22 protein-coding genes, 1 tRNA gene and 1 pseudogene are annotated in these 24,714 nt (G+C 60.1%); 11 read left to right on the plus strand and 13 right to left on the minus strand.

All coding sequences use genetic code 11. The features are described 5' to 3' along the window. Positions 1–86 precede the first annotated feature (86 nt). Positions 87–553 (plus strand): annotated as a pseudogene (locus tag J5J09_RS22890) (integrase core domain-containing protein); the annotation flags it as partial. A gap of 103 nt (positions 554–656) precedes the next feature. Here the strand turns inward: J5J09_RS22890 and J5J09_RS16370 are convergent. Further along, positions 657–733: transfer RNA gene (locus tag J5J09_RS16370), tRNA-Met, on the minus strand. A 16-nt stretch (positions 734–749) separates the two neighbouring features. On the opposite strand from J5J09_RS16370, the gene J5J09_RS16375 reads away from it, so the two are divergent. From J5J09_RS16375 to J5J09_RS16400, 6 genes are all read left to right on the plus strand, one after another. Continuing rightward, complete coding sequence (locus tag J5J09_RS16375) at positions 750–1,295, plus strand: calcium-binding protein (protein WP_208552318.1); 546 nt, start codon at positions 750–752, stop codon at positions 1,293–1,295. A gap of 212 nt (positions 1,296–1,507) precedes the next feature. Next, entirely contained in the window at positions 1,508–3,655 is a 2,148-nt protein-coding gene (locus J5J09_RS16380) for a calcium-binding protein (RefSeq protein ID WP_208552321.1), read from the plus strand. Positions 3,656–3,922: 267 nt separating this feature from the next. Next, on the plus strand, positions 3,923–6,151 hold the full coding sequence (locus J5J09_RS16385) for a calcium-binding protein (RefSeq protein WP_208552323.1): 2,229 nt from the start codon (positions 3,923–3,925) through the stop codon (positions 6,149–6,151). 230 nt (positions 6,152–6,381) lie between these two features. Then, positions 6,382–7,293 (plus strand): HNH endonuclease, encoded by a 912-nt coding sequence (locus tag J5J09_RS16390; RefSeq protein WP_208552325.1) that lies wholly within the window; start codon positions 6,382–6,384, stop codon positions 7,291–7,293. A gap of 147 nt (positions 7,294–7,440) precedes the next feature. After that, the gene (locus J5J09_RS16395) at positions 7,441–7,668 is read left to right on the plus strand and encodes a helix-turn-helix domain-containing protein (protein ID WP_142523806.1); all 228 of its coding nucleotides are present in this window, start codon (positions 7,441–7,443) and stop codon (positions 7,666–7,668) included. Continuing rightward, positions 7,665–8,927 (plus strand): type II toxin-antitoxin system HipA family toxin, encoded by a 1,263-nt coding sequence (locus tag J5J09_RS16400; protein ID WP_208552327.1) that lies wholly within the window; start codon positions 7,665–7,667, stop codon positions 8,925–8,927. Before J5J09_RS16395 ends, J5J09_RS16400 begins: the two co-directional genes overlap by 4 nt. A 562-nt stretch (positions 8,928–9,489) precedes the next feature. On the opposite strand, the gene J5J09_RS16410 is transcribed toward J5J09_RS16400, so the two are convergent. From J5J09_RS16410 to J5J09_RS16450, 9 genes are all read right to left on the minus strand, one after another. After that, positions 9,490–10,218, minus strand: a complete 729-nt coding sequence (locus tag J5J09_RS16410; RefSeq protein ID WP_208552331.1) for an SDR family oxidoreductase — start codon at positions 10,216–10,218, stop codon at positions 9,490–9,492. 23 nt (positions 10,219–10,241) lie between these two features. Next, a complete protein-coding gene (locus J5J09_RS16415; protein WP_208552334.1) occupies positions 10,242–10,970 on the minus strand; it encodes an SDR family oxidoreductase in 729 nt (242 codons plus the stop codon). Positions 10,971–10,995: 25 nt separating this feature from the next. Then, positions 10,996–12,066 (minus strand): sn-glycerol-3-phosphate ABC transporter ATP-binding protein UgpC, encoded by a 1,071-nt coding sequence (gene ugpC / locus J5J09_RS16420; protein WP_208552336.1) that lies wholly within the window; start codon positions 12,064–12,066, stop codon positions 10,996–10,998. Positions 12,067–12,133: 67 nt separating this feature from the next. Further along, complete coding sequence (locus J5J09_RS16425) at positions 12,134–12,904, minus strand: SDR family oxidoreductase (RefSeq protein WP_208552338.1); 771 nt, start codon at positions 12,902–12,904, stop codon at positions 12,134–12,136. Between the two features lies 1 nt (position 12,905). Next, positions 12,906–13,946: an NAD(P)-dependent alcohol dehydrogenase gene (locus J5J09_RS16430; RefSeq protein WP_208552339.1), complete on the minus strand. Its 1,041-nt coding sequence runs from the start codon at positions 13,944–13,946 to the stop codon at positions 12,906–12,908. A gap of 4 nt (positions 13,947–13,950) precedes the next feature. Next, a complete protein-coding gene (locus J5J09_RS16435; RefSeq protein ID WP_208552340.1) occupies positions 13,951–14,157 on the minus strand; it encodes a DUF2160 family membrane protein in 207 nt (68 codons plus the stop codon). Position 14,158: 1 nt separating this feature from the next. Next, on the minus strand, positions 14,159–14,992 hold the full coding sequence (locus J5J09_RS16440) for a carbohydrate ABC transporter permease (protein WP_208552341.1): 834 nt from the start codon (positions 14,990–14,992) through the stop codon (positions 14,159–14,161). Further along, the gene (locus J5J09_RS16445) at positions 14,989–15,867 is read right to left on the minus strand and encodes a sugar ABC transporter permease (RefSeq protein ID WP_208552342.1); all 879 of its coding nucleotides are present in this window, start codon (positions 15,865–15,867) and stop codon (positions 14,989–14,991) included. Before J5J09_RS16445 ends, J5J09_RS16440 begins: the two co-directional genes overlap by 4 nt. A gap of 134 nt (positions 15,868–16,001) precedes the next feature. Beyond that, positions 16,002–17,432, minus strand: coding sequence for an extracellular solute-binding protein (locus J5J09_RS16450; protein ID WP_208552348.1), 1,431 nt, complete (start codon positions 17,430–17,432; stop codon positions 16,002–16,004). Positions 17,433–17,675: 243 nt separating this feature from the next. On the opposite strand from J5J09_RS16450, the gene J5J09_RS16455 reads away from it, so the two are divergent. Beyond that, positions 17,676–18,599 carry an AraC family transcriptional regulator gene (locus J5J09_RS16455; protein WP_208552350.1) on the plus strand — a complete coding sequence of 308 codons (924 nt, stop codon included), beginning with the start codon at positions 17,676–17,678 and terminating at the stop codon, positions 18,597–18,599. Positions 18,600–19,198: 599 nt separating this feature from the next. On the opposite strand, the gene J5J09_RS16460 is transcribed toward J5J09_RS16455, so the two are convergent. Both J5J09_RS16460 and J5J09_RS16465 read right to left on the minus strand, forming a co-directional pair. Next, entirely contained in the window at positions 19,199–19,843 is a 645-nt protein-coding gene (locus J5J09_RS16460) for a hypothetical protein (RefSeq protein ID WP_208552351.1), read from the minus strand. Positions 19,844–20,013: 170 nt separating this feature from the next. After that, complete coding sequence (locus tag J5J09_RS16465; RefSeq protein WP_208552352.1) at positions 20,014–20,634, minus strand: hypothetical protein; 621 nt, start codon at positions 20,632–20,634, stop codon at positions 20,014–20,016. A gap of 248 nt (positions 20,635–20,882) precedes the next feature. Between J5J09_RS16465 and J5J09_RS16470 the strand changes: the two genes are divergently transcribed. Then, positions 20,883–21,545, plus strand: a complete 663-nt coding sequence (locus J5J09_RS16470; RefSeq protein ID WP_208552353.1) for a hypothetical protein — start codon at positions 20,883–20,885, stop codon at positions 21,543–21,545. A gap of 272 nt (positions 21,546–21,817) precedes the next feature. Here the strand turns inward: J5J09_RS16470 and J5J09_RS16475 are convergent, their stop codons facing one another. Further along, positions 21,818–22,123: a sugar ABC transporter substrate-binding protein gene (locus J5J09_RS16475; protein ID WP_208552357.1), complete on the minus strand. Its 306-nt coding sequence runs from the start codon at positions 22,121–22,123 to the stop codon at positions 21,818–21,820. A gap of 560 nt (positions 22,124–22,683) precedes the next feature. Here J5J09_RS16475 and J5J09_RS16480 point away from each other — a divergent pair. Both J5J09_RS16480 and J5J09_RS16485 read left to right on the plus strand, forming a co-directional pair. Continuing rightward, the gene (locus J5J09_RS16480) at positions 22,684–23,289 is read left to right on the plus strand and encodes a hypothetical protein (protein ID WP_208552361.1); all 606 of its coding nucleotides are present in this window, start codon (positions 22,684–22,686) and stop codon (positions 23,287–23,289) included. 467 nt (positions 23,290–23,756) lie between these two features. Further along, positions 23,757–24,653 (plus strand): hypothetical protein, encoded by an 897-nt coding sequence (locus tag J5J09_RS16485; RefSeq protein WP_208552365.1) that lies wholly within the window; start codon positions 23,757–23,759, stop codon positions 24,651–24,653. Positions 24,654–24,714: the final 61 nt, after the last annotated feature.

Genomic DNA, 24,714 nt, shown 5'->3' on the forward strand with positions numbered 1-24,714 from the left:
ACGAAAGCGCGTCGCTTTTCACCGATTGAGTTTCCGCAGCCTTCCATCCAACAATGGCAACTGACGACATCGAACTCGGCTGCGATAAAGCGGTTAACCGCATCATGGGCAACCGAGAATTTTTCGGGAGAAGCAGACGACTATCCGCCAGGGCCACATTCACGACGGGAAGGTGATGCGCGACGCTGCGCCGGTGCGCTGTTAGCGCGCGGGAGTTGCCTGCTAGAATGGCGAGGTTATTCGCCTTGACTTCATCATCGGCGCCTTAAACGCCTCAACCGGGACGTGATTGCCGGGACTGCGGTCGCCAATGCGGGCATCTCCGGCTCTGGCGCCCTGCCGCACGCCGGTGGCCAGTCCCCAGTTGAACGGCCTTTTAGAAGCCTTGGTCAAAACCCTGAAACTGGATTATATCCGCATATCGGCTCTGACGGACGCCAAAAAGGCGCTCCGGCTCATCGCCGGATGGATCGAGGACTATAACGAAATCCATCTCAATTCCGCGGTCAAGATGGCTTCCCTACGGCAGTTTATCAGGGCTAAATCAAGTTAGCCGACATATCCGATGAAACCGGGGGCACTCCACGACCACGGGTCACCGTCTTGTTGGACGGGTCTCATTCTGGTTTTGTTTTCTCTGGGATATTTTTTGCGTTTGGTTGCGGGGGCAGGATTTGAACCTGCGGCCTTCAGGTTATGAGCCTGACGAGCTACCGGGCTGCTCCACCCCGCGCCAAGCGCATTCGGCTTTGCCGACCTCGATCAGCCACACGCTGGCCGCCAATGTCGAGAACCTCATCCTTTCCGGCGCAGGCAACCTCAACGGCAACGGCAACACGCTCGCCAACGCGCTCACCGGAAATTCCGGCAACAACATCCTCAAAGGCCTCGCCGGCAACGACACCCTGCGCGGCGAGGGCGGCAACGACCAGCTGACGGGCGGGGCAGGGGCCGACAAGCTCTACGGTGGATCGGGCGCCGACCGCTTCATCTTCACCGCGCTTTCCGACAGCACGGTCGCGTCTTCCGGCCGCGACATGATCTACGATTTCTCGCGCGCCCAGGCCGACAAGATCGACCTCTCGGCCATCGACGCCAGCACCAAAAGCTCCGGCAACCAGGCTTTCTCCTTCGTCGGCGAGAAGGCCTATTCCGGCAAGGCGGGCGAACTGCGCTACGTCAATTCCGGTGGCGATACCTATGTCTACGCCGACGTCAACGGCGACAAGGCGTCCGACTTCGCCATCCGCGTCGATGCAAACATCGATTTCGTGAAAGGCGATTTCATCCTCTGAGGCCGAAGGTGGCGCCGCTTCCCGCTCATGCCGACGCCTGCCGAAGAATTCGGCGCTGCCACGATCAAAAATGGACGGCGACTCCGCTTTGCCGTCCCGCTAGCCTCCGCGCCAATAACAGGCCTCGTCGGTGCCGCGTGAGAGCGTTCGCTTCCGGACATGTTCCATCCCGCCCGCCCGCCTGTCGTTAACAATGCGACAGGAGGCAAATCATGACGGCAAGAGCAACCGGCGGCAGCGAGACCATCGTTCGTCAAACCAGCGACTATATGGGACAAAGGTCGGTCACCCTGCTCTCGGATGGCGGCTGGATCGTGAACTGGATGGAGTCCGTTCAGTCAGGCGACGTCGACTACGATGACATCTACATGCAGCGTTTCGGCGCCGACGGCGCGGCGATCGGCGAGGCGGTTCAGTTCAATACGACCTTGGGGGGCGAGCAATTCGGCACCGTGGTGACTGCGCTCGACGATGGTGGGTGGGTCATCGCCTGGACGCACTACGATGGTGAGACCGACGACTATGACGTCTACCAGCAGCGGTTCGATGCCGACGGAACGGCGGTGGGCGTCGAGTCGCGTGTCCACACCTCGACCGACGGCTACCAGTACGATGTCTCCCTCACGCCGCTCGCCGACGGCGGCTGGATCGCCACCTGGTTCTCCAATCAAGGAGGCTTCTACCAGCAGCGCTTCGCCGCCGATGGCACGGCGAGCGGTCTGGAAACCCGGGTCGGCGGTTCGGACCCGTACGGCACAAAGGTCGCCACGCTGGCCGATGGCGGCTGGGTCGTGATCTGGACCTTCAGTGGCGAGTACGGAGTTCGAGATATTGGCCAGCAGCGCTTCGCAGCGGATGGCTCGATGGTGGGCGAGGAGCAGAGCGTCGGTGCCTACACATTCTTCGAGCCGTCCGTCACTGGTTTGTCCGATGGCGGCTGGGTGGTGATGTGGCGTTCCAACGACGAGGACGGCGATGTCATCTACCAGCAACGCTTTCGTGCCGACGGCAGCGCTGACGGCGCCGAGCAACGCGTCAACACAACGCCGGTCGACGATCCGACTTTCGCGGTGACGGCGCTTGCCGATGGAGGCTGGGTCACCGTCTGGAACACCGAGCGCGATGACGACTTGCTCATCTACCAGCAGCGCTACGATGCGGCAGGCAATGCTGTGGGAACGGAGACGCTTGTGAATGGCGAAACCGAGGGCTATCAGCTGGCGCCGGCCGTGACGGCGCTGCCCGGCGGCGGCTGGGTCGTGACATGGCGAACGTCGGACGAGCGCGGCTACGGCATACACCAGCGCGTCTTCGCCACCGACATCGACGGCACGGCGCGGGCCGACACGCTTGATGGCACCGCCTTCGACGAGACCATCCGCGGCTACGGCGGCAACGACATACTCGAGGGCCAAGGCGGCAACGACATCATGCTCGGCGGCGTCGGCAACGATACCTACATCGTCGGCTCGGCCGGCGACCAGGTGCAGGAAATGGCCGCCCAGGGCACGGATACCGTCCGTGCCTCGATTTGGTACACCCTCGGCGGCTCGGTGGAGAACCTCGTGCTGACAGGCAGCGCCAACCTCACCGGCACCGGCAACAGCCTCGCCAACGTCATCGCAGGAAACTCCGGCAACAACACGCTCTTCGGTCTCGGGGGTAACGACCGGATCGATGGCGGTGCTGGCGATGACCGGCTCGACGGCGGCACCGGCTCCGACCGCATGGAAGGCGGTTCCGGCAATGATACCTATTACGTCGACAACTCCGGCGATGTGGTCATCGAGGCGGCGAATGCCGGTACCGACACGGTCCGCTCGACGATCAGCCACACGCTGGCAACCAATGTAGAGAACCTGATCCTTTCCGGCTCAGGCAACCTCAATGGCAACGGCAACGCCTCGGCCAACGTGCTCACCGGCAACTCCGGCAACAACTTCCTTAAAGGTCTCGCCGGCAACGACACGCTGAAGGGCGAGGCCGGCAACGACCAGCTCACCGGCGGTTCAGGCGCCGACAAGCTCTACGGCGGAGCGGGCGCCGACCGCTTCATCTTCACCGCGACCTCTGACTCCACCGTCTCCTCCACCAGCCGCGACATGATCTACGACTTCTCGCGCGCCGACGGCGACCGGATCGACCTCTCCACCATCGACGCCAGCACGAAGACGTCCGGCAACCAGGCATTCTCCTTCGTCGGCGAGAAGACCTATTCGGGCAAGGCTGGCGAGCTCCGCTACGTCAACTCCGGCGGCGACACCTACGTTTACGGCGACGTCAACGGCGACAAGGTCTCGGATTTTGCAATCAGGATTGACGCAAACATCGACCTCGTGAAGGGCGATTTCATCCTCTAGGTGAGCAAAATATCGGCACCGGGCCGTCCGTTAACGCCCCCCGTCGGGAGGCCGGCCGGCGACGGTGCTGTGGTGCCAGGCGTTCGCAGGCGCTGTTCGCCCACGGCGCGCAGAGCTCCTGGCACCTCCTCCCGCACCTTCCCCCCGCAGATCAAAAATGGACGGCGACAGCATGCCGTCGTCGCTCTAGCGTCCACCACAAACGGCCTTTCGCCTCCGGTTCGGGGCGTTCGCCGGAAACGGAACCAACCAGGGGAGCACCCGATCATGACAGCAAACGCGACCGGTGGCAGCGAGGCCATCGTCAACCAGACCACCGACAACCGGCAGTCAATATCCAAGATCACGACGCTCGCCGATGGCGGCTGGTTGGTGACATGGATGAGCGAGAACGACGTTGCCAGCGACATCTACATGCAGCGTTTCGGCGCCGATGGCGCCGCGATCGGCGGGGAGGTTCAGGTCACGAGTTCGCCGACGGTATATGAGGAGGGCCCGGATGTCACGGCATTGTCCGATGGCGGCTGGGTCGTCGCCTGGAAGCAGTACGCCGACCAGACCAGCCCACCGAACGCCTACCAGCAACGCTTCGATGCCGACGGCGTGGCGGTCGGCGGCGCGGTCCGGACAGGCACCTCCACCGGTGCGTCTGAGCTTAGCGTGTCTCTCGCTGCGCTCTCTGATGGCGGCTGGGTCGCGACCTGGTTCGGCTATGACGGCAATGACGAGTTCATTTGCCAACAGCGCTTCGCGGCGGATGGTTCTGCCAGCGGTGCCGAGACCCGGCTCGGCGTAACGGCATCCAGCGAGGTGTCCTTCCCGCGGGTCGCAGCGCTCTCTGATGGCGGTTGGGTCGTGGCCTGGACCTTCGAGAACGAGGATACCGGCCATTATGACATCTGCCAGCTGCGCTTCGCGGCCGACGGCACGGTCGTGGGCCAGATACAGCGTGTCAATACCTCCTCGACCGACGTGCAGTCCCAGTCATTTGTGACTGGCCTCTCCGATGGTGGCTGGGTTGTAACGTGGCGTTCCGACGACGGGGACGGCGATAACATTTACCAGCAGCGCTTTCAGGCCGATGGAAGCGCTGCGGGCGGCGAGCAACAAGTGGCTACCACGACGGCGGACCAAGACATCTGGCCGGCGGTGGCCGCCCTCGCGGACGGCGGCTGGGTCACTGTCTGGATATCCGAGCGTGGTGGAGAATACGATATCTACCAGCAGCGCTACGACGCGAGCGGCAACGCGGTGGGAACCGAAACGCTGGTGAACGCCGTGACCGGTGGCGCCCAATACTATCCCTCCGTGACGGCGCTGCCCGGCGGTGGCTGGGTTGTGATATGGGCGACGCCGGACGGGAGCGATTCCGGCATCGCCCAGCGTGTCTTCGCCGCCGACATCGAGGGCACCGCTCTGGCCGAGACGCTTGAAGGCACCGCCTTCGACGAGACCATCCGCGGCTATGGCGGCAACGACACGCTCGACGGGGCCGGCGGCAACGACATCATGCTCGGCGGCTTCGGCAACGATACCTACATCGTCGACTCGGCCGGCGACCAGGTCCAGGAAATGGCCGCCCAGGGCACCGACACCGTCCGCGCCTCGATCTCCTACACCCTCGGCGGCTCGGTGGAAAACCTCGTGCTGACAGGCAGCGGAAACCTTACCGGCACAGGCAACAGCCTCGCCAATGTCATCACCGGCAATTCGGGCAACAACACGCTCCTCGGCCTCGGCGGCAACGACCGGCTCGATGGCGGTGCGGGCAATGATATGCTCGACGGTGGCGCGGGCGCCGACACGCTGATCGGCGGCGACGGCAATGACAGCCTTGACGGTAGCGCCGGCGTCGACCGCATGGAAGGCGGTTCCGGCAATGACACCTATTACGTCGACAACTCCGGCGATGTTGTCATCGAGGCGGCGAATGCCGGCACCGACACGGTCCGCTCCACGCTCAGCCTGACGCTCGCCACCAATATCGAGAACCTGATCCTCCTGGGCTCGGCCAATCTCAACGGCACCGGCAATGCGCTGGCCAATGTCATCACCGGCAATACCGGCAACAACACGCTCTCCGGCCTTGACGGCAACGACACCCTGAAAGGCGAGGCCGGCAACGATATCCTGACCGGCGGCACGGGCGCCGACAAGCTCTATGGCGGGGCGGGTGCCGACCGCTTCGTCTTCACAGCGCTGTCGGACTCGACCACGGCTTCCTCCGGCCAGGACATGATCTACGATTTCTCGCGCACCCAGGCCGACAAGATCGATCTCTCCGCCATCGACGCATCGACGAAATCCTCCGGCAACCAGGCCTTCACCTTCATCGGCGAGAAAACCGCCTTTACCGGCAAGGCCGGCGAACTCCGCTACGTCAATTCCGGCGGCGACACCTACGTCTACGCCGACGTCAACGGCGACAAGGTCTCGGACTTCGCGATCCGCGTCGATACCACCATCGATTTCATAAAGGGCGATTTCATCCTCTAAGGCCGAAGGTGGCGCCGCTTCCCCGCCATCGTCCTCTTGATCAAAAATGGACGGCGACTCGCTGTCGCCGTGCCGCCAAAACGGCTTTTGTCCCGCGTTTCGAGGGCATCTGCCGGGCAGGTAGGAGTGGACATTTAACAAATGGTATTGCCGCAGCGGAGAGCATTTGGGGCCAGGCTGAGACCCTTATTTCAAATGAAGCATCAAGTGCCTCATGGTAAAGGTTGCAGATGGGATTCGGGGTTTTCATTCACCGGTCAGATTCGATTTACGACGATAGCCCGGCTGAACAATACCAGTTCCCGGGCCAGTATCTCGGTCGTGTCCAGGCTTGTGTGGGTGATTGGATCATCTACTACGAGCCTCGGAAAGTCGCAGCGACCCGCGGCTATTTTGCTGTCGCCAAGGTTGAACGGGTTATTCCTGATCCGAAGGCCCCCGACATGTATCTGGCGCTGATCGAACACGGCAGCTATCTCGACTTCATCAATCCCGTTCCGTTCAGTGGACCAGACGGTGTAATAGAGCGGGGCGTGCTGAATGAAGAGGGCCGTATTTCCGGCAGGGCACAGGCTGCGGTCCGGCCGATGTCCGCAGCTGATTTCAACCGTATCGTATCGATTGGCATAGACGAGCATGAGCCTGAACTGACTCGGCTGGATGAGCCGGGGGTAACGCATGCGGTCGATGGATTTGCAGATGAAGCTCAAGCGCCGTTCATGTTCGAGCAGGAGCGCGACCGGGTCATGCAACTCTCGTCGCGGATCGTTCGAAATCGGCTGTTTCGCCGGCTCGTTCTTCACGCCTATGACAAACGATGCGCCATCACGGGATTGAAGCTCATCAACGGTGGTGGCCGGGCGGAGGTCGACGCCGCACATATCCGGCCGGTGGAAGCGAGCGGGCCTGACATTCTTTCCAACGGAATTGCTCTTTCGGGTACCGCACACTGGATGTTTGATCGCGGTCTGATTGGTCTTTCGGACGATCTTGATATCCTGATATCGCGTCAGGCGAATGATCCTGACAGCATTCAAGGACTCCTCAACAAGACCGGGAAGGCGATCGTGCCTAGTAGGGTCTTAGAGCGGCCACATCCCCAGTTCCTGAGATGGCACCGTGAGAACTGGTTCAAGCAGTGAGCGCCAGGGTAAGTCTGGCGTTGTAGTTTCATCCCGAGCGGGTCTATTTCGGTCGGTCGGCGCCAGTAATGAGAAAATCATCCCGATCGGTTCTTTTGTCTTCCTTTTGCACCATCTGACGATATAATCATCCCGATAGGGGTGATTATGGAAAAGATCAAAGATACAAAAAGCCTCGGCATGCTGATCCGTCACGAGCGCAAACAGCAAGGGTTAACCCAGGAGCAACTCGCCGGGGTGATTGGTGTCGGCGTACGGTTTCTGCGTGAACTCGAGGCCGGAAAAGAGAGCTGCCAGATTGGCCGTGCGATGCAAGTCCTGGCTGGTTTGGGCCTCGTTGTTTCGGTCGGGCGTCGCCAGGGCCCGCGATCATGACCCGCGTCTTGGACGTCTATTTTCGCGACACCAAGGCGGGCGTACTCGGCCAGCTTGACGACGGCCTGCTGACCTTTGCCTATGATGGCGCATATCTCCTGGATCAACGATCGCGTGCGATCTCGTTCTCGATGCCCCTGCAAGAGAAACCATTTGGTGATCAGGTGGTGCGCCCGTTTTTCTCCGGCCTCTTGCCGGACGAAGGCCCGCGGCAACGCCTGGCTGGCGCGCTCGGCCTTTCGGCAGGCAATGCCTTCGGGCTCCTGGAAGTTATCGGGGGCGAATGTGCAGGGGCATTGTCACTCTATCCCACCGGCACGGCGCCCGAACCTCCCGGCCAGTCCCAAGCCGAAATTCTCACTTCGGTACGTCTGGATGAAATTCTCAGCAGGCTGCGGACCCGGCCTTTGCTTGGCGGAGATGAGGGCATTCGCCTATCGCTCGCCGGCGCGCAGGATAAACTGGCGGTCATTGTCGACGGAGATTCCATTGCCTTGGCAAAAGACGGCAGACCAACGACCCATATCTTGAAACCAGTCATCCAGGCGTTGGAAGGCACGGTGGAGAACGAGTATTTTTGTATGCGGCTGGCTGCCCGACTCAAGCTGCCGGTACCTCATGTCGAGATACGCCTAGACGGGGCGACTGCCTTTCTCCTGGTTGAGCGTTATGATCGGACGAAAGCTGCAGACGGCATCATTGAGCGCCTGCACCAGGAAGACTTCTGCCAGGCCCTTGGCGTGCCGCCGGAGCTGAAGTATGAGGCTGAGGGCGGTCCTGGAACAGAACGATCTCTCGGGCTGATCGACCAGGCCTGCGCGAGACCTGTCGCGGATCGGTTGCAGTTCATTCGCATGCTGATCTTCCATTATCTCGTGGGCAACGCCGATGCCCACGGCAAGAACTACGCCCTGCTTTATGGCCCCGATGAGCCGGATCTGGCGCCGATCTACGATGTCGTTTGCACGGCAGTGTATCCCAGCTTGTCAAAGAGGCTCGCCATGAAGATTGGCGGCCGCGATGTGCCCGACACGATCCAACTGCAGCATTGGGCGACATTGGTGCCCGGAACCAAATCTTCTCAGCGCATCCTTGTTCGCGACCTTGCCCAAATGGCGGAAAGGGTTGTGAGCGAGGCCGATGCCCTTGTTGCAGAACTGGCCGATGAGGGTATCACGCACCCCATCCTGAGTGCAATTTGCAAGGTCATCTCAAGTCGGGCTGGTTTGCTACACAGAGCCGCGGAGCAGGTGTCCTAAGCAGTTAAAGGTCGCGGCTCCAACCTCTTCGGTGGCAAAACAGCGATGGCGCAACGGTTCGCTGAGGGTCGTTGGGTGGATGGAATAACTGGTGTTCCGGTGCTGGCTTCAGCTTTGGTTAGTTTCGAGTGCGAGATCACCCGTGCCTTTGATGAGGGGACACACCGGGTTTTGTTCGGACGGGTTCTTGATATCCAAAGTAGTGAAAATGATAGCGCGCTTTTGTATCGTTCTCGGCGCTACATTCTTAATGACGGTGAGGTCGCTTCTGCCTGATCGCGAAATTGCGCTTCCCCTTGAATTTGCGGATTGGGAATAGCTCTCGCCCCGCTGTCGGCGAGGGCAGCGGGGCGATTCTTTCTAAGCAGTTGTTCGGCATAAGTCGGCTGGACTTGCAGCCCGATCGCCCAGTCCATTGAACCGATAGCGGAGGCTGCTAACAGGCATTCCCTTAGTGCAAAGATGAAATCCGTGATGCTGACCTGTGGCTGGACTGCGGATTGATTGCGTTGATCAATGAAAGTGGTGGCGCTGCGCCATTTAATATTCCCATTTCCCCGACCTAAACGTCGAAATTGGTCGGCAAGACGATCATGTCCCGGATCGTGACGTTCCGCGGTCGGGTCAACATGAAGATGATTGCATCGGAGACTTCAGTGGGCTCGATCAGGCTTCCGTTAGCCTTGGCTTTTTCGAGATTCTCCGCAGGCCAATCGGCAAGCAGAGCCGAAACGACGGGGCCAGGTGAGACCTGACCAACTCTGATGCCGTGATTTTTCAATTGCCGACGCATGATCTGGACGAAACTGGTGATTGCCCACTTGGAACTGGAATAGACTGGCTCCCATTGGATCGGCGCATGGCCGGCGACGGAGCAGGTGACCAGGATGTCCCCCGTTCCGCACTCGATCATGTGCGGAGCGATGTCGCGGACGTTCTTCATGACGGCGTTCACGTTGAGATTGAGCATTCGATCCATTGTCGCCGTATCGGTATCGATGAGATCTCCGCCGATATAGGACCCCGCATTGCAGTGCAGGATGTCGATGTGATCGACCTTTGCAAGTATTTCCGGCACCATGGCCGCGCAACTTGCCGAATCCAGAAGGTCGGTGACCTGCGTGACGACGGCTTCGCCGAATTCCTCGGCGTAAGTCTCGAGCGCGTGCCTGTTGTAGTCTACCATCACGACCGTCGCGCCCGCATCGACCAGCGCTCGGGTCGTTGCCAGCCCGATACCGGATGCTGCACCAGTGACGGCAGCGATTTTTCCTTCAAGTGGTTTGCTCATCTTCTCGTTTCGCCTCTTGGTTTTCAAACAGAAAGGAAGCCGCCGTCGACGGGCAAGACGGCGCCAGTGATCATCGGCGCGTCCTCTGAAATGAGCAGTGCAATCGACCGTGCGACGTCCTCGACGTCTGCAAAACGCTTGAGCGGGTGGCGACTCATCATGGGGTCTCGTTTCGAGGGCTCGGACCATGCCTTGGCAGCAAGTTCCGTCATGGTTACCGTCGGCGCCACTGCATTCACTCGTATGCCATAGGTGCCGAGTTCCTTGGCCATGACGCGTGTTGCGCCTTCCAGTCCCGCCTTCGAAGCGGCATAGGCCACGTGATCTACGAAACCACGATGTCCTGCGATCGAAGTCACGTTCACGATCGCGCCGCCGCCGCCCTCTGTGATGCGGGCGCGTGCAAACTCCTGCGCACAGATCAGCGCGGCCCGTAGATTGATGCCGAGAACCTGTTCATACCCCTCCTCGGTCATGTCGAGGACGCTTTCGAGCACGTTCGTTCCCGCGCAATTGATCAGCGCGTCGGCAAGGCCGGCCTTCTTCATCGCCTCGCGTGCTGCGCCATTATTGGCGAGATCCACGGAGATGACAGTCGCGCCAAATGTCTGCGCCAAATCATCGAGATCGGCCTGCGAGCGCGCCATGGCTACGATCCGCGCGCCACGATGGGTGAACAATTCGACACAGGCCCGGCCGATACCCTTGCCGGCCCCTGTGACGATGATGGTTTTCCCGGTAAAGTCTGACATGGGTGATCCCTCCGATGACTCTTGCTCAGGGCGAGATTCGTTGCTCGGTCTGCTTGTCGAACACATGCGCTGCGGACGGATCGACGGCGAGCCGTATCGTGTCGCGCGGCTTCAGTGCGTGGCGTTCGCGAAAGGCGCAGAGAATCCGCTGGCCTGCCAATTGTGCTGCAAGGAGAATTTCCGCCCCTGTCGGCTCGATCAATTCGACAGTTGCCGATGCGCCCTGGTCGCCATGCGCCAATATCCATTGGTCGGGACGGACCCCGTAAATCACGTCCTGGCCGTCCCGCGCCCGCGTGCCTTGCGGGAGGGGAAAGCTCGACCCATCCGCCAACCGTGCCATGTTCGATGAAAGATCGACCTTGGCCGGCAGCATGTTCATCGCCGGCGATCCGATGAATCCTGCGACAAAAGTATTTGCCGGTCTGTCGTAAAGCTCCAGCGGCGCCCCGATCTGCTCCACCTTGCCGTCGCGCAGGACAACAATGCGGTCCGCCATCGTCATGGCTTCGATCTGGTCGTGCGTGACATAGACGGAGGTGGCGCCGAGGCGCTGGTGGAGAGCCTTGATTTCCGAACGCATGTCGACGCGGAGCGCGGCGTCCAGGTTTGAGAGCGGTTCGTCGAAAAAGAACGCTTTAGGGTTGCGAACCATGGCGCGGCCCATAGCGACGCGCTGACGCTGGCCGCCGGATAGTGCCTTGGGATACCGATCGAGATAGGGCGTCAGCCGCAGCATCTCGGCAGCCTTGTCTACCTTGACGTTGCGGTCGGCCAGAGTGTCGCCGCGCAGCTTCAGCGCGAATGCCATGTTCTCCCGCACCGTCATGTGCGGATAGAGCGCATAGTTCTGGAACACCATCGCCACGTCACGGTCTTTCGCGGCGATATTGTCCACCCGTCGCCCACCAAGCTTGATCGTGCCACCGGTGATCTCCTCAAGACCGGCAAGCGTTCGCAGCAATGTGGATTTGCCGCAACCCGAGGGGCCGACAAGCACGACGAACTCACCGTCAGCTATATCGAACGAGATTTTGCGCAATGCGTGATAGGAGCCGTAATGCTTGTCGACCTGGTCGAGTTCGATCGTCGCCATATCTCAATCCTCAGTCAGTTGTGGCGGCAAGGCCGCCGATCCATTCGGGACGGGTGCTCGGGCAGCTTCACCATGAGGTGTACCCCGCATCCGCAACGACGATGCTTCCGGTCATCAGACTGGCAGCATCGGAAGCCAGGAACAGGACGACAGACGCGATTTCCTCGACTGAGCCCATGCGTTTCATCGGCGTCATGTCCATCCAGGCCTTGTCCCAACCGGTCCCTTCGATAGCGGCCTTCGTCATGTCGGTCGCGATATAGGTGGGTGCGACGGCGTTGACGCGGACGCCCCGATCGGCCCATTCGACAGCAAGCGATTTTGTCAGCATGTGAACGGCGCCCTTCGAGGCGTTGTACCCGGCTTGCGGCTGCGGCCGGTTGGCGATGATGCCGGACATCGACCCGATGTTGACGATCGAGCCCTTGCCCGCCTTCAGCATCATGTTTCCGAAGGCGCGATTGCTCCAGAACACGCCGTTGACGTTGACGTTTGCAACCCTCAGCCAGTCCGCATCCGCCATTTCTTCCGCCGGGCTCTGTGCTGAAATGCCGGCATTGGCGACCAGAATGTCCACGCGACCAAGCTTGGAGGCGATCGCTTTTGCGACACTGTCGGTTTCGCCGGAATCGGTCACGTCGAGGCGCACGAACTCGGCGAGACGCCCCATTCCGGCAAGCTTCGAGACCGCGGACCGACCGAGCTCCTCGTCGAGATCGGTCAGCACCACATGCGCGCCGGCTTCAGACAGCGCATCGGCGCAGGCGTAACCGATGTTTCGCCCCGCACCGGTGACGACGGCCACTCTTCCGCTCAGATCCAACTTCTGCAGGTACATCCTATTTCCCAAGCTCTATCTGGATCTTCACGGACGACGGCCTTGGCTTCACGGCGTAATCGAACGCTTCGATCGAGTCCTCGAAAGCGTAGGTGTCGGTGATCAGTGCATCGACGTTGATCTGGTTCGATCCCAGGAGCGCCACGATGCGCGGATAGACATGGGCGTAGCGGAATACGTGCTCGATGCGCAGTTCCTTTGTCTGGGCGATGACGATATCGAGCGGGACCGGCTTCAGGGGCATGCCGACAAAAACGACGGACCCGCCGGGGCAAGCATGGTTCAAAGTGTTTGCGATCACGTCGGCCGCACCCGAGCATTCGAACACGACATCGACGCCCCAGCCGTCGGTTTCGCGGGCTGTGACAGCCTTCAGATCCTGCGAGCGGACGTTGACGGTCATGATCGCCGGCCCGAGCTTGCGCGCCACTGCGAGCTTCTCATCGACGACGTCGGTGACGATGACTTTGGCGCAGCCAGCCGACAGTGCCGCGATCGCGGTCACCATGCCGATCGGCCCGGCGCCCGTGACGAGAGCGACCGCGCCGGGCGTCAGCCTCGCCTTGGAGACTGCCTGGAAGCCGACGGCCAGCGGCTCGACCATGGCGCCCGCGGCGTAGGAAACATTGTCCGGAAGCTTGAAGGTATAGGCCGCGGGATGGACCACGCTTGGTCTCAGCACCCCATGCACCGGGGGAGTCGCCCAAAAGCGCACCGCGGGATCGAGATTGTAGAGACCCAGCCGCGACGCGCGACTTTGTGGATCGGGAATGCCGGGCTCCATGCAGACGCGGTCGCCCACTTTCAGGTTCTGGACCGCGCTGCCGACTTCCTCGACGATGCCGGCTGCTTCGTGGCCGAGGATCATTGGCTCGCGTACGACGAAAGGACCGATGGCGCCATGGGTGTAGTAGTGAACGTCCGAGCCGCAGACGCCGACGGTCTTGATCGCAATGCGCACGTCGGTGGGACCAAGCACCTCTTTCGGGTCCAGGTCGCGAATGCGCAGTTCGTGTTTTCGTTCGAGGACGAGCGATTTCATGTTTTCAGCCTTTTCGGATAATGAACACGGCCAGCGCCAGGCAGAGCACCGTCGCCACCCACAGGGGCAACACGCTCTCCAGGAAGCGCATCCACAGAAGATGCACCAGGATCAGCAGCACCACGGAGATGAAGCCCCTGTCGAAACCGTTGGTTCGGATCGGTAGGAACCCGTCGCGTTCGGTTTTCTGGGGTTGAATGCCAGCCATCATGTTACCCTTTCAAAGCGCCGAACGTCAGACCTGTCACGATGTGCTTCTGGACGAAGCCGAGCACGACCAGGGCCGGCAGCGTGGTGAGGAAGGCCATAGCCGCCATCTCGCCCCAGTTCGTACCGGTGACCGAGACATATTCCGCGAGCGCTGTCGTCACGGTCCGGGCGTCGGCCGAGGACGTGAGCGTGGCGGCAAACAGGTACTCGTTCCAGGCGAAGATCCAGGTCAGGATGAAGGTGACGGCCAGGCCAGGCCGAGCCAGCGGCAGGATGACGTGGGACAACACCTGGCCGGTCGTTGCGCCATCCACCCGCGCCGCTTCGTCAAGCTCCAGCGGGATGCCGTCCAGCATGCCTTTCAGAAGCCAGATGGCGAAAGGCAGGTTGAAGACGCAATACAGCAGGATCAGGCCGATCTTCGTGTCGAACAGCATGAAATCGCCAAACACGAACCACTTGGTGAACAACAGGAAGAGTGGCAGCAGAAACACGGCTGGCGGCGCCATGCGGTTCGTGATCAGCCAGAAGAACATGTTGTCGCCACCGCTGATCTTGTAACGCGACAGCCCGAACGCGGCGAGCAGCCCCAGCACGCATACCAGTGCCGCATTCGATGTCGCCACGATCAGTGAGTTCCAGAGATATTGCAGGAAGGTCGAGCTGTTCAGCACCGCCAGGAAATTATCCCAGTAGAGATCGTCGATGAGGACCGACTTGGAATAAAGCTTGACGCGCGGACGCATCGAAACGACCAGCATCCACCAGACCGGAAGCAACGTCAGAATGGTCAGACATATCCAAAGGAGGAAAGAGGCTATACCGGAGCGTCTCATTGTGCGCCTCCCTTGCGGCCGGTCATGGCGACGAACAACAGCCAGCTCAAAACGATGGTGACGTAAAGAGTGAGAAGGGACATGGCCGCGCCGTAACCGTAGTCCGTCTTCGGAAAGACGTTGATCCAGATATGAAGGCCGATGAACCGGGTCGCCTCGGCCGGGCCGCCCTTGGTCAGCATCCAGATTTCATCGACCGAGCGCAGCGCGTCCATCAGTCGTATGAAAACGGTTGTCAGCAGCACCGGCTTCAACATCGGCACGATCACGTACCAGAAGATCTGCAGCTTGTTGCCGCCGTCGATCTGCGCCTGTTCCAGCGGTTCCTTCGGCAGAGCGGTCAGGCCGGCCATGAGCGACAGCGTGACGAACGGCGTCCAGTGCCACAGGTCCATGATGATTGCCGTGCCGAAGGCGTGGTAGGCATTGGTGGAGATGTTGTAGTCGATGCCGAACCACAGCTTCAGGTAATAGGGCACAATGCCGAAGCCGGGAACGCAAAGCAGCCGCCAGGTTGCGCCGACGGCAATCGGCGCGACAACGATCGGCAGAGTGTGGATCGTGCGAAAGAACTGCCGGCCCCACAACCGGTCCGCCATCAGCGCCCGGGCCAGGACATAGCCCAGCAACAGCTCACTCACGACGACGAAGAAGGCAAAGACCAGTGTACGCGCAAGCGAGTTGAGGAAGGTCGTATCAAAAACAAGGCTGCGGTAATTCTGGAGACCGGCCCAGCGCAAGCTCGGATCGACGGCGTTGGTGTTCCAGTCGAAAAAGCCGACATAGACGATGTAGATGAAGGGAATGAACCCGACGACAAACAGAATTAGCGTCGCTGGTGCTAGAAACAGCCATCCGATATTGGATTGTCTCATCCTGCGCTCCGTCAGATAGTGCCTGGTTCTTGTTCACCCGGCCAGCCGCGTTGGGCTCAGGCCGGAAAGCCGCAGTCGGTGAAGTGACGGCCGCCTTGCTGAAGGCGACCGCCACCCGCCGGGAGGTGTGGGTGTTATTTGCGGTAGCCGAGCTTCACCAGTTCAGCCTCGGCTGCGGCTGCGGCCTGGTCCAGCGCATCGTCCGGCTTGATCTCGCCGATGATCGCCTTGTAGATGAACGGCGCCACGGCTTGCAGGACTTGCGAGTGGAAGGGATACGGCGGAGCGCCGGCAAACAGCTTTCCATCATCGCGCATCAGCGTGTAGTAGCCGTTCATCTTCTTGTCCTGATCGACGATTTTCGGATCGTCGTAGGTCGAGTTCATGACGATGCGGGAGCCGGCGAGCGCCCAGTCAGTCTGAACGGAAGCCTGCCCGATATACTGTAGGAAGAGAAGCGACGCGTCCTTGTTCTTCGACGAATGCGGGATGCCGAAGGCGCCACCATCATAGTAGCCGATATAGCCCTTGCCGGCTTCTGCGGCTTCCATGACGCCTGCCTCAACCGGAGGCAATGCCACGCCCACCTTGCCGACGACGGTCGATTTGCTTTCGTCGGTCGCAATCCAGGCAGCGTTTTCACCATAGACCAGGCCCTGGGCCGCACGGCCGGCTGCAAATGTGCCTGCAACTTCGTCCCATGTGGACGACGTTGATTCCGGCGGCGCGTATTGCAGCAGGTCCACCCAGTAGTTCAGCGCCTTCTTGGCGGCGGCGGAGTTCATCTGGCCGCCATTGGCCTCGGCGGCCGCGAACGTCGTGCCATCGATGCCCCAGTTGTACACGCCGAAGGTGGGCGCGACCGACTCGAAGAACTCATAAAAGGCGGCAGGGTGGCTCGACGAGGCCTGAACGGTCGTTCCCCAGAGTTCCTTGTCTGCGCCGTATTCGGTGAAGAACTTGGCGATCTGGGTATATTCCTCATGCGTCGTCGCGGGTTTCAGATCCGCACCGGTCGAATCCTTGTAGGCTTTCTGGATCGCCGGATCCTCGAAGAGATCCTTGCGGTAGAGGTAGGGCTTGATGAAGGCTTCCATGGGAACGCCCATGACATTGCCCGACTTCGGATCCTTGAAATAGTTCAGGAACGTGGTGAAATCCTCCGGCTTGAAATCCGGCGAAGCGATCTTTGCGTTGTCAGCGAGCGACTTTGTGATGTCGACCAGGAAGTTCCGGGCCAGATACGTGTAAACGATGTCCTGCTCGATATAGACGAAGTCGTAGATGCCGGTATTGGCCTCCATGTCCTTGATCGCCTTGTCGTACATCTGGTCCCAGGATGTCGCCTCGAATTCGACCTTGATGCCGGTCTCCTCGGTGAACTTCGGACCGAGGACCTGCTCGACATATTTCGAGGCCGGAGTCGATTCCGAGATGCCCCGGATGGTCGCGCCCTGATAGGGCTCGGCGGCAGTCTTCCACCAGGAGTCCTGCGCAAGAGCAGTTGAGCTCCAAAGGCCAAGCGAGATGAAGCCGACGCCCACGGCTTTTGCAAAATTGATCATGTTCTCCTCCATTTGGATCGCGAAAAAATCGGTCCGGCTGTGCGTGCAACTCTCCTCCGACACGCTCAACGGACCTCGATACTTGTAGAAAGACGGGGTGGACACAAGCGTGGTCGTTGCGCCATACTGATACTCTCATGCGTGAAATGGCGGAAATATCCATGAAATCTTGTGTGCGTTGCACAATCTAATATCGATTGCCGACGAAACGCGAAGGCTGGGAAGCACTGGAGGAGGTTTGCGATGTCGGTTATTTCTCCAACGGTCGCGAGATTCGAATACGTCCTGACAGGCGCTGACGAGACATTCCTCTGGCGCCGTGACGACTATCCGTGGGAACGCAATGTGTGGAATTTCCACCCGGAGGTGGAGATCCACTACATTCCCAATGCCAGCGGCGTTTTGCTCGCGGGCGATCACGTCGGCGCCTTCACGGCGGGCCATATCTCGCTCATCGGCAGCAACCTGCCGCACGACTGGGTGACGCCGCTGGGACCGGATGAGCGTATTCCGGGACGCGACATCGTCATCCAGTTTCACCCGTCCAAACTGGAGCAGGCATCCACCTTCCTCCCGGAACTGGCGGGGCTGCGCGACTTTTTGATCCGTGCGCAGCGTGGGCTTTCTTTCAAGGGGCGAGCGCGGGAGAAGGCGGAGGCGCTGATACTCGACATGGAGTTTCAGACCGGCTCCCAGCGCCTTTCGACCTTTCTGTCCCTGCTCTCACTGCTGCGGGACACCGACGAGGTCGATGTGCTGTCTTCAGAGGCCTATGTGCCGGACTTGAGCTATGGTTCTCTCGAAGCCTTGCAGCAGGTCTTTGCATATATCTTTGCGAACCTCTCGGATGATATCCGGTTGCCCGACATGGCCCGAATGGTCGGCATGAGCGACAGTTCCTTTTCGCGTTTCTTCAAGAAGAACAGCGGCAACAGCTTCACCGACCACCTCAACAAGCTTCGCATTTGGAAGGCGGGTCAACTGTTGACCGATACCTCCATGCCGATAACGGACATCTGTTTTGAAGTGGGGTACCGCAATCTTTCGAATTTTAACCGAGTTTTTCTCCGACACCACAATTTGACGCCGAGCAGATACCGGAAACTGTCCACCAACCGCAGAACTGTGCCCCTACCTCAGACAGGGAACGTACACGTTTCGCGTTAAGGTCAGCGATCATGCGTCGACCTCAAAGGATGATTTTTGCCAGAAAGCGCCCAGTGCTTAGCTATCCGGGCGCATCAAAAATGCGATCGGCTCATCGACTTCGACGATCTGACCTTGTTTCACAAAGATGACCCGATCTGCGACGTTGATGAAGGCTTGCGATCTTTTTGGCCTTCCGATGTTGTATCCGAGCCGTCCGGGGATTCAGCTAAGTGCGGCACCAATTTTGAATTATCGCTCCGGGAAAAAGTTTCCGGAGTTGAATCGTGGGTTGAGCCGTTTCAGCAATCGCTTGCACATTTGCCAGAAGATCAGCGCCCTTGGGCCCAGATAATTAGAGGGTCCCTACGATCAGCACTGGCCGGGAGCAGGCTTCCGGCCAGTATGCTGTGGCGTCGGCCATTAGGTGAAAGTGGCACCTAGCAGACCCGGCAGGACCTGGCCGAAATCACACTGGCGGATATGCATACGGATCCATTCCGCATCCATCGACTTGGTGACCGAGGTCTGATGAGGTCACGGTTGCAAAAGCCGATACGGGACCCTGGGAGGGCGAGCATGAATGACAGCGCTCCTTCTGCTTTGCATTGACGGGGTTGTTACCAGTCGCAACGCCAGCGTTCGCCATCGAATCCGAGCCATCCCCGATGCGGACTATAGGAGTAGCAGACTTCGCGCTCGAGGAGGGGCATATCGTCTGGAAACGGAACATCGAGGTCTTCGACGTTCTTGTCCCAACCCTTGTACGTCAACAGGAGCTCGCCGAGCTGTTCGACGTGCCGGCCCTTCTCTTTGGTGTATTTGGCGTCTGGCATGATGTGAACGTGGAGAAAGAAGTCACGCGCGTTGTAGTAGCGAGGGCGTCGATCAAGCATCGAGGTCATGGCGGAGAGGCCGAGCCCGAGCGGGCTTCGTCCGCCGTAACCTTCCGGTGCGGCTGGCATCGGGAACTGGTCGATGATCTTGCCAGTGTCGCCATCGCTAACGACCACGACACCTCCATTGACTGCAGTAGTCATTCGGAACGCAAGTTGCAGCGCTGCCTTGAGCTGTTCTGCATCGACGTAAGTGTACCGCTTGTGCAGTTGCGCCAGGGATGTTGCGGGGCTGATCGTGTTTGCTTCAAGATCACAAAACAGTTGCGCGACGAGATATTTGGCGGACTGCGGGAAGCCCGCTTCTGTCGCGGCGTTTTCTGTCGCAGCGTTCCGGGCGTCCGGTGCGGACAATTGGGGATTGGTCATGTGGTTCATCCTACTGTTCGAAAGAGATGTGAGTGCCGGCCCTGAGGCCGGAATGAGAGTGGGGCGAGGCCTCAGGCCGGCTCCGTCGCATCGTGGGGCGAAGCGGGCTGATCATCCACGTGCGACCACTCTGCGACCAGGATCGGAAAGCCGGACGTGCTCGGTGGATATCAGACGACGCCGGTCGGCAGGCCAAGGCTGATTGCGACACGTTTGCTGAGCTCCCGGCGATGCGTCAGCCTGTCCGCAAAGTTAGTCAAAAAGCGCCTGGCGGCGGCGCCATCATCGCCCTTGTTCAACAGGATGAAGAAGCCTTCGCCGGAGCGCAGGCCATCGAAGGGGAAGATCTCGTAGTCGTACTTGACGTCCGAGGTCGTGCCGAGCGGACCGGTTTTGCGGGTGATGTAGGGTTCGAAGTCCATATGATCTGGGCCGTTCTCGTGCCAGCGGCCGAGGATCGAAACCTGTTTTGCGCCCTGTCTGAACTCTTTCGCCGTTGCCTTCTGGAGGGCCTTCTTGCGACGCGCAACGCATGCCGAGAATGCGTGATCAACCGGACAAGGGGCATTGTCCAGAACTGCGCGTGTGAGCTGCGGCGTGATGACGATCGCTGCATCCTGGCCGGGCAGGAGCAGCTTGCTGCTGTACTCGATCGTCTGCTCGCGACAGCTGATCTGAGCGATGTCGAAGTCTGCCTCGAACCCTGTGGTATTCATTGTCAACACTTGTCGTCTCCATGTCTGTTGTTGTGAGATAATGGTCATCTCGAAAAATCCGGATGGCAAGCCCAAAAATGAACTTTTTTTATATTAGGAAGAGGCCGGCTTTGTTTTTGCGCTCTACCGGTCCCGTCTCCATGGTGTGAATGCCTTGCGTTGCGGGCGTTTGCGAGGGGTCTTCAAAAAAACTCAATGTTGACAATGGCTTTTGGCTTGACGACGGCTTTGACCTGCCGAACCATTGGCGGCATGAGGCCTGAACGGACCAAAATCTCAACTGCAGTATGTAAAGTACTGATCGAGCGTAAGAAGGAAGAAACGTGGACGAACCGAGTGTTGACAACGCATCAGGACAAAATGCAAAAGATGATTTGGAGGGGCGGTTCTCGTCGCTTTACCGCATGGTGTCCGCGTATGCGGTCCTGCTGCGCGACAAACTGTTCGACGTAGCCCTGACGACCGACGACGATGTCGTCCATGGACGACTTCTGCCTTCGGGGTGGGACGCGGCCATCTTCCTCTATTGGGGAGAAGTGTTCTTATGGATCTGCGGCGAACCCGCCGATGACGGACATCCCATCCATGACTTCGTTGAGGAAAGGCGGGAGGCAATCCTGAGGGAGGTCTCGCACCTCACGTCCGATCCGATCCTGCTGACGGGGCGCTGGGTGGATTTTGATGGGGCAGACGATGGATACTTCGCGCCCTTTGTCGTCACGATCTTCTGCCAGGATGGCCCGAGAGGAACGTTGATTGCCGAAGGCACGTTCGATTGGGAACGACAGGGCGGCTTCCATACTGTGTCGCACCGCATCGAGGAGAGTGCGAGGCAGGACGTGATCATACCGCTCCCCGCTGCTGGCCGCGGAATGATCGAGGCGGCGAATGACGCGCTCTACGAGGGTGAATGGATCGATGGCATCTTGTGGCAAGTCAACACAGGTTCAAAAGGTCGGGCCATCGTCTCGACTAAGGCAGGGTAAGCTTTCGATCCGGTAACGGGGCGGGACGAGAGGCCAGCCTCTGGCAGGCGGGCGGCAAACCGATATGACCTGGACGTACCCCAGCTCTTCTTCGGTATCGTTCGCCAGATCCTTCTTCAAAGCGCATATAGGGGGGCCGCCAGATGACGGCCCCCGCCTTTGTTGGGGCCGCCGTTGTCTCCAATGTCATCGGCCTCCTGGAAGCGCGCTGTTGCTCCGTCGCAGGGCCGATGGGGCCGACCGACGTTGTGGTCAGCCGGCCCCACCATCTCTCAGTCTTTGAACACCATGTCGGCCACGTCTTGTGGAACCTCCACCGGCTGATCGTCAATGAAGATCGGCTGGTTTGCCTCGCAGGCGAAGCGGACGAACGGCCTGCCTGCGATCGGGTCGAGGGCGAGTGATCTGATGAGGTCCTCGGGAGATTGCGCGATCAGTTCATCAAGCGAGGCGCAGCCATTGTTGTAGGTCGTTGCGAAGTCGTCATATGCGCGAAAGCCCCAGCTCTCGTCGACAGTGTTGCCGCTGCTGTCGAGTGAGGTGAACCTGGTGCGCTCGATGAAGAGCCTGTTGGACATGTGCTGTTCCTTTCGTTCTGGCGGCCGGTCGGGAGAGCCGCGGGGATTGCCCGACCCTAAGAGACCGGCGCGCTGGACGGCTGGAACAGGACGTGACATTGGCGATGGTACGGCAGAGTTCTGTTGCGGCATGAAACGATCTCCATGGGCCAGGATTGGGTGGCGCTCTTTTTAAAATTGGACGTCGAAAATCCGGGGCGGTCAACAGCCGAGCAGGAAGAATCCGGACGATCGGGCTCTGTGGCCAAACATCCCGAGGATGCCTTTGGTCATGTATCGTCCTGCACTGCGGACTGCTGATAGCCGATCCATCGTGCCGACCAATATGTATCCTGGATTGCATTCGAATTTGCTTGATTAAAATACGAAACAAAAAATTTGCCTTGTTGAATCTCTTGCGGAATTTGGAACGGGTCGGGCGGAATAGCAGCTGATTTTGGCGCTTTATCGTTAAAATACAGGTATTTAGAAATCCGGGTTGTAACGGTCTGCGCAAGATCCGTGTCATCATTGTCTCACGGTCGCCTGAATGACCGTCATCAACAGGGAGACGAACACTGATGACAAACCATATACTTCAGCAGGGCATTGGTACAACCGGTGCGGTAGAGGCTCAGGGGAAGGCGCGGGAACGGGAACTCCTGACGCTCCGTGCGCGGATCCGGGCTCTCGGGCGGCTCACGGCTGCGGACGTGTTCAAGCTCGGCGGCTGCCTCGTCGAGGCAAAAGCCATCCTGCCGGCTGCCTCCTTCGGCCCCTGGGTGAGATCGGCCTGCGGCTTCAGCACGTCGACCGCTCTCAGCTATGTGGCGGTTTACCAGCGGCTTGCTGCTTACCGGGATAGGCTCGAAGGGGTGAGGGTAACGCCTGCAGTTCTCTTCATTGTCGCCTATGCCGAAGAGCCGCTGATCGAGCAGGTCGTCGCCGGGCTCGAAGCGGGACAGGTGCTGACGGCATCGCAGACGCGTCGCATCACCGGTGTGACTGCCCGGCGCAAGGCCGACGTCGATACGGCCCCTTCGGCGGAAGAGCTGGAGCGCCGAAGGCTCGCCGAGGAACAGCTTGTGACGATGCTCAATCGTGCCTTTGGCGGCCTCTTTGGTTCTGGAGAGCGGCCGACAAAGGCGCCGGTCAAGCGTGCAGCGCGCCGGCGGGTCACGGGCTGACCGAATGCTGTTGCGGGCATTGCCAGCAGCTTGCGGCGGGGGTGAAGTCCAGGCTTCCTAATCGCCGTTAACCATACCGGAGCTCTCTTTGTTCCGGATGTGTTCTTATCGCTTGCCGGACTGATTTGTCCGGGCTATGTCGACAAGTGACTGCGGAAAGAGAAGCATCTGCAGCCACTTAGCGGCCTCCATCGGTGCTACCAACACCGAAGGAGGCCTGACCCGCAACCTTGTTCAAGAAGGACTTGGGCTATGTCGAGCCTTAACCGCTTCGCTTCCCGCGTGGAAGCATCTTCTCGTCATCCTCCCGCCGAAACCTCGCCTTGGCTTGCGGCATCGCCTCCGGGCGATTGACCGGCCGGTCCTCATCACGATCCAGCCCGTCATCCACATCGCCTGGCAACTGCCCGGACCCCTGGTCCCGCGGCGATTGCGCTGACGGCTGGCCTTTCGACAGGAGCAATAACATGACCATCACGACCGATGGCGGCGTGAGCATGCCCGCCTACACCCATACCGCTGAGCTTGCGGTCCTTCTGCCGGCCCTCGAATGGCTTGTCGGCGACATCGTCTCGGGAGCGCTCTCCCGAGACATCTTCGGGCGGGCTCTCGACGGCGGGATGGCGCAGCTGAGCACGGTACTGCGTGCCGTGCCGGCCGCCGAAGGCAAGCTTCTGGAGCGCGGCATCGCGCTCATCGCCGGATGCAATCCGGATCTGGTCGTCCTGACCCAGAACCTTCGCCTGCCCGTTACGAAGGCTGCAAGCGAGCTCGTCGAGATGAACGATCCCGGGCTTTACCGGTCACTCAGCCTCGACGTCGACAGCGGCGGGCGAAAAACATATACGCCCGACCTGCTGATCCTCAACCGGAAGACCGAGGTCGCGCACCTCGTCGACGTCAAGCGTAGCCTTGGCTCCTATGAGCTGTCGCGCATCGCCGATCTCAAGAACAGGATGCTGGCGGCCGCGCTCGTCGTTCCCGACCTGCTTTACAAGGAGCATCGTCGCCTGCGTGTCGGAGAGGTCCGGGTGGTCATTTTGAATGCCGAGAACCAGCGGGCCGACATCGAGGGTGGCGTCTGGCCGCTTTCGCATCTCGACCATCTTCTGGAGGTGGCGGGTGCGGCGAAGGTCATGGCGGAAATCCGTGGGCTCTTCGAACGCGAGGTCGAGTCGAACTGGTCGTCGGCGGTCGCGCGCTGGCGGGCCGAGCCGCAATCGGCGGATGATCGGGGCGGGATCGCGAAGGCCACATCGATCAATCGCACCGACACAGTCTGCCCGCGACCGGCTGCGGACAAGGGCGTGCAATCTCCTGTTCCGATCGGGTTTGCGCGTCCTCCACGGACAGCCTCTGCCTGATCTGGACCTGCTCCCTCTTCCGTTCCAATCCGTTTGACGCTGACCGGTCCCGGTCCGGCGA

The organism is Ciceribacter sp. L1K22 (genome assembly GCF_017599385.1).
Taxonomy (GTDB): Bacteria; Pseudomonadota; Alphaproteobacteria; order Rhizobiales; family Rhizobiaceae; genus Allorhizobium.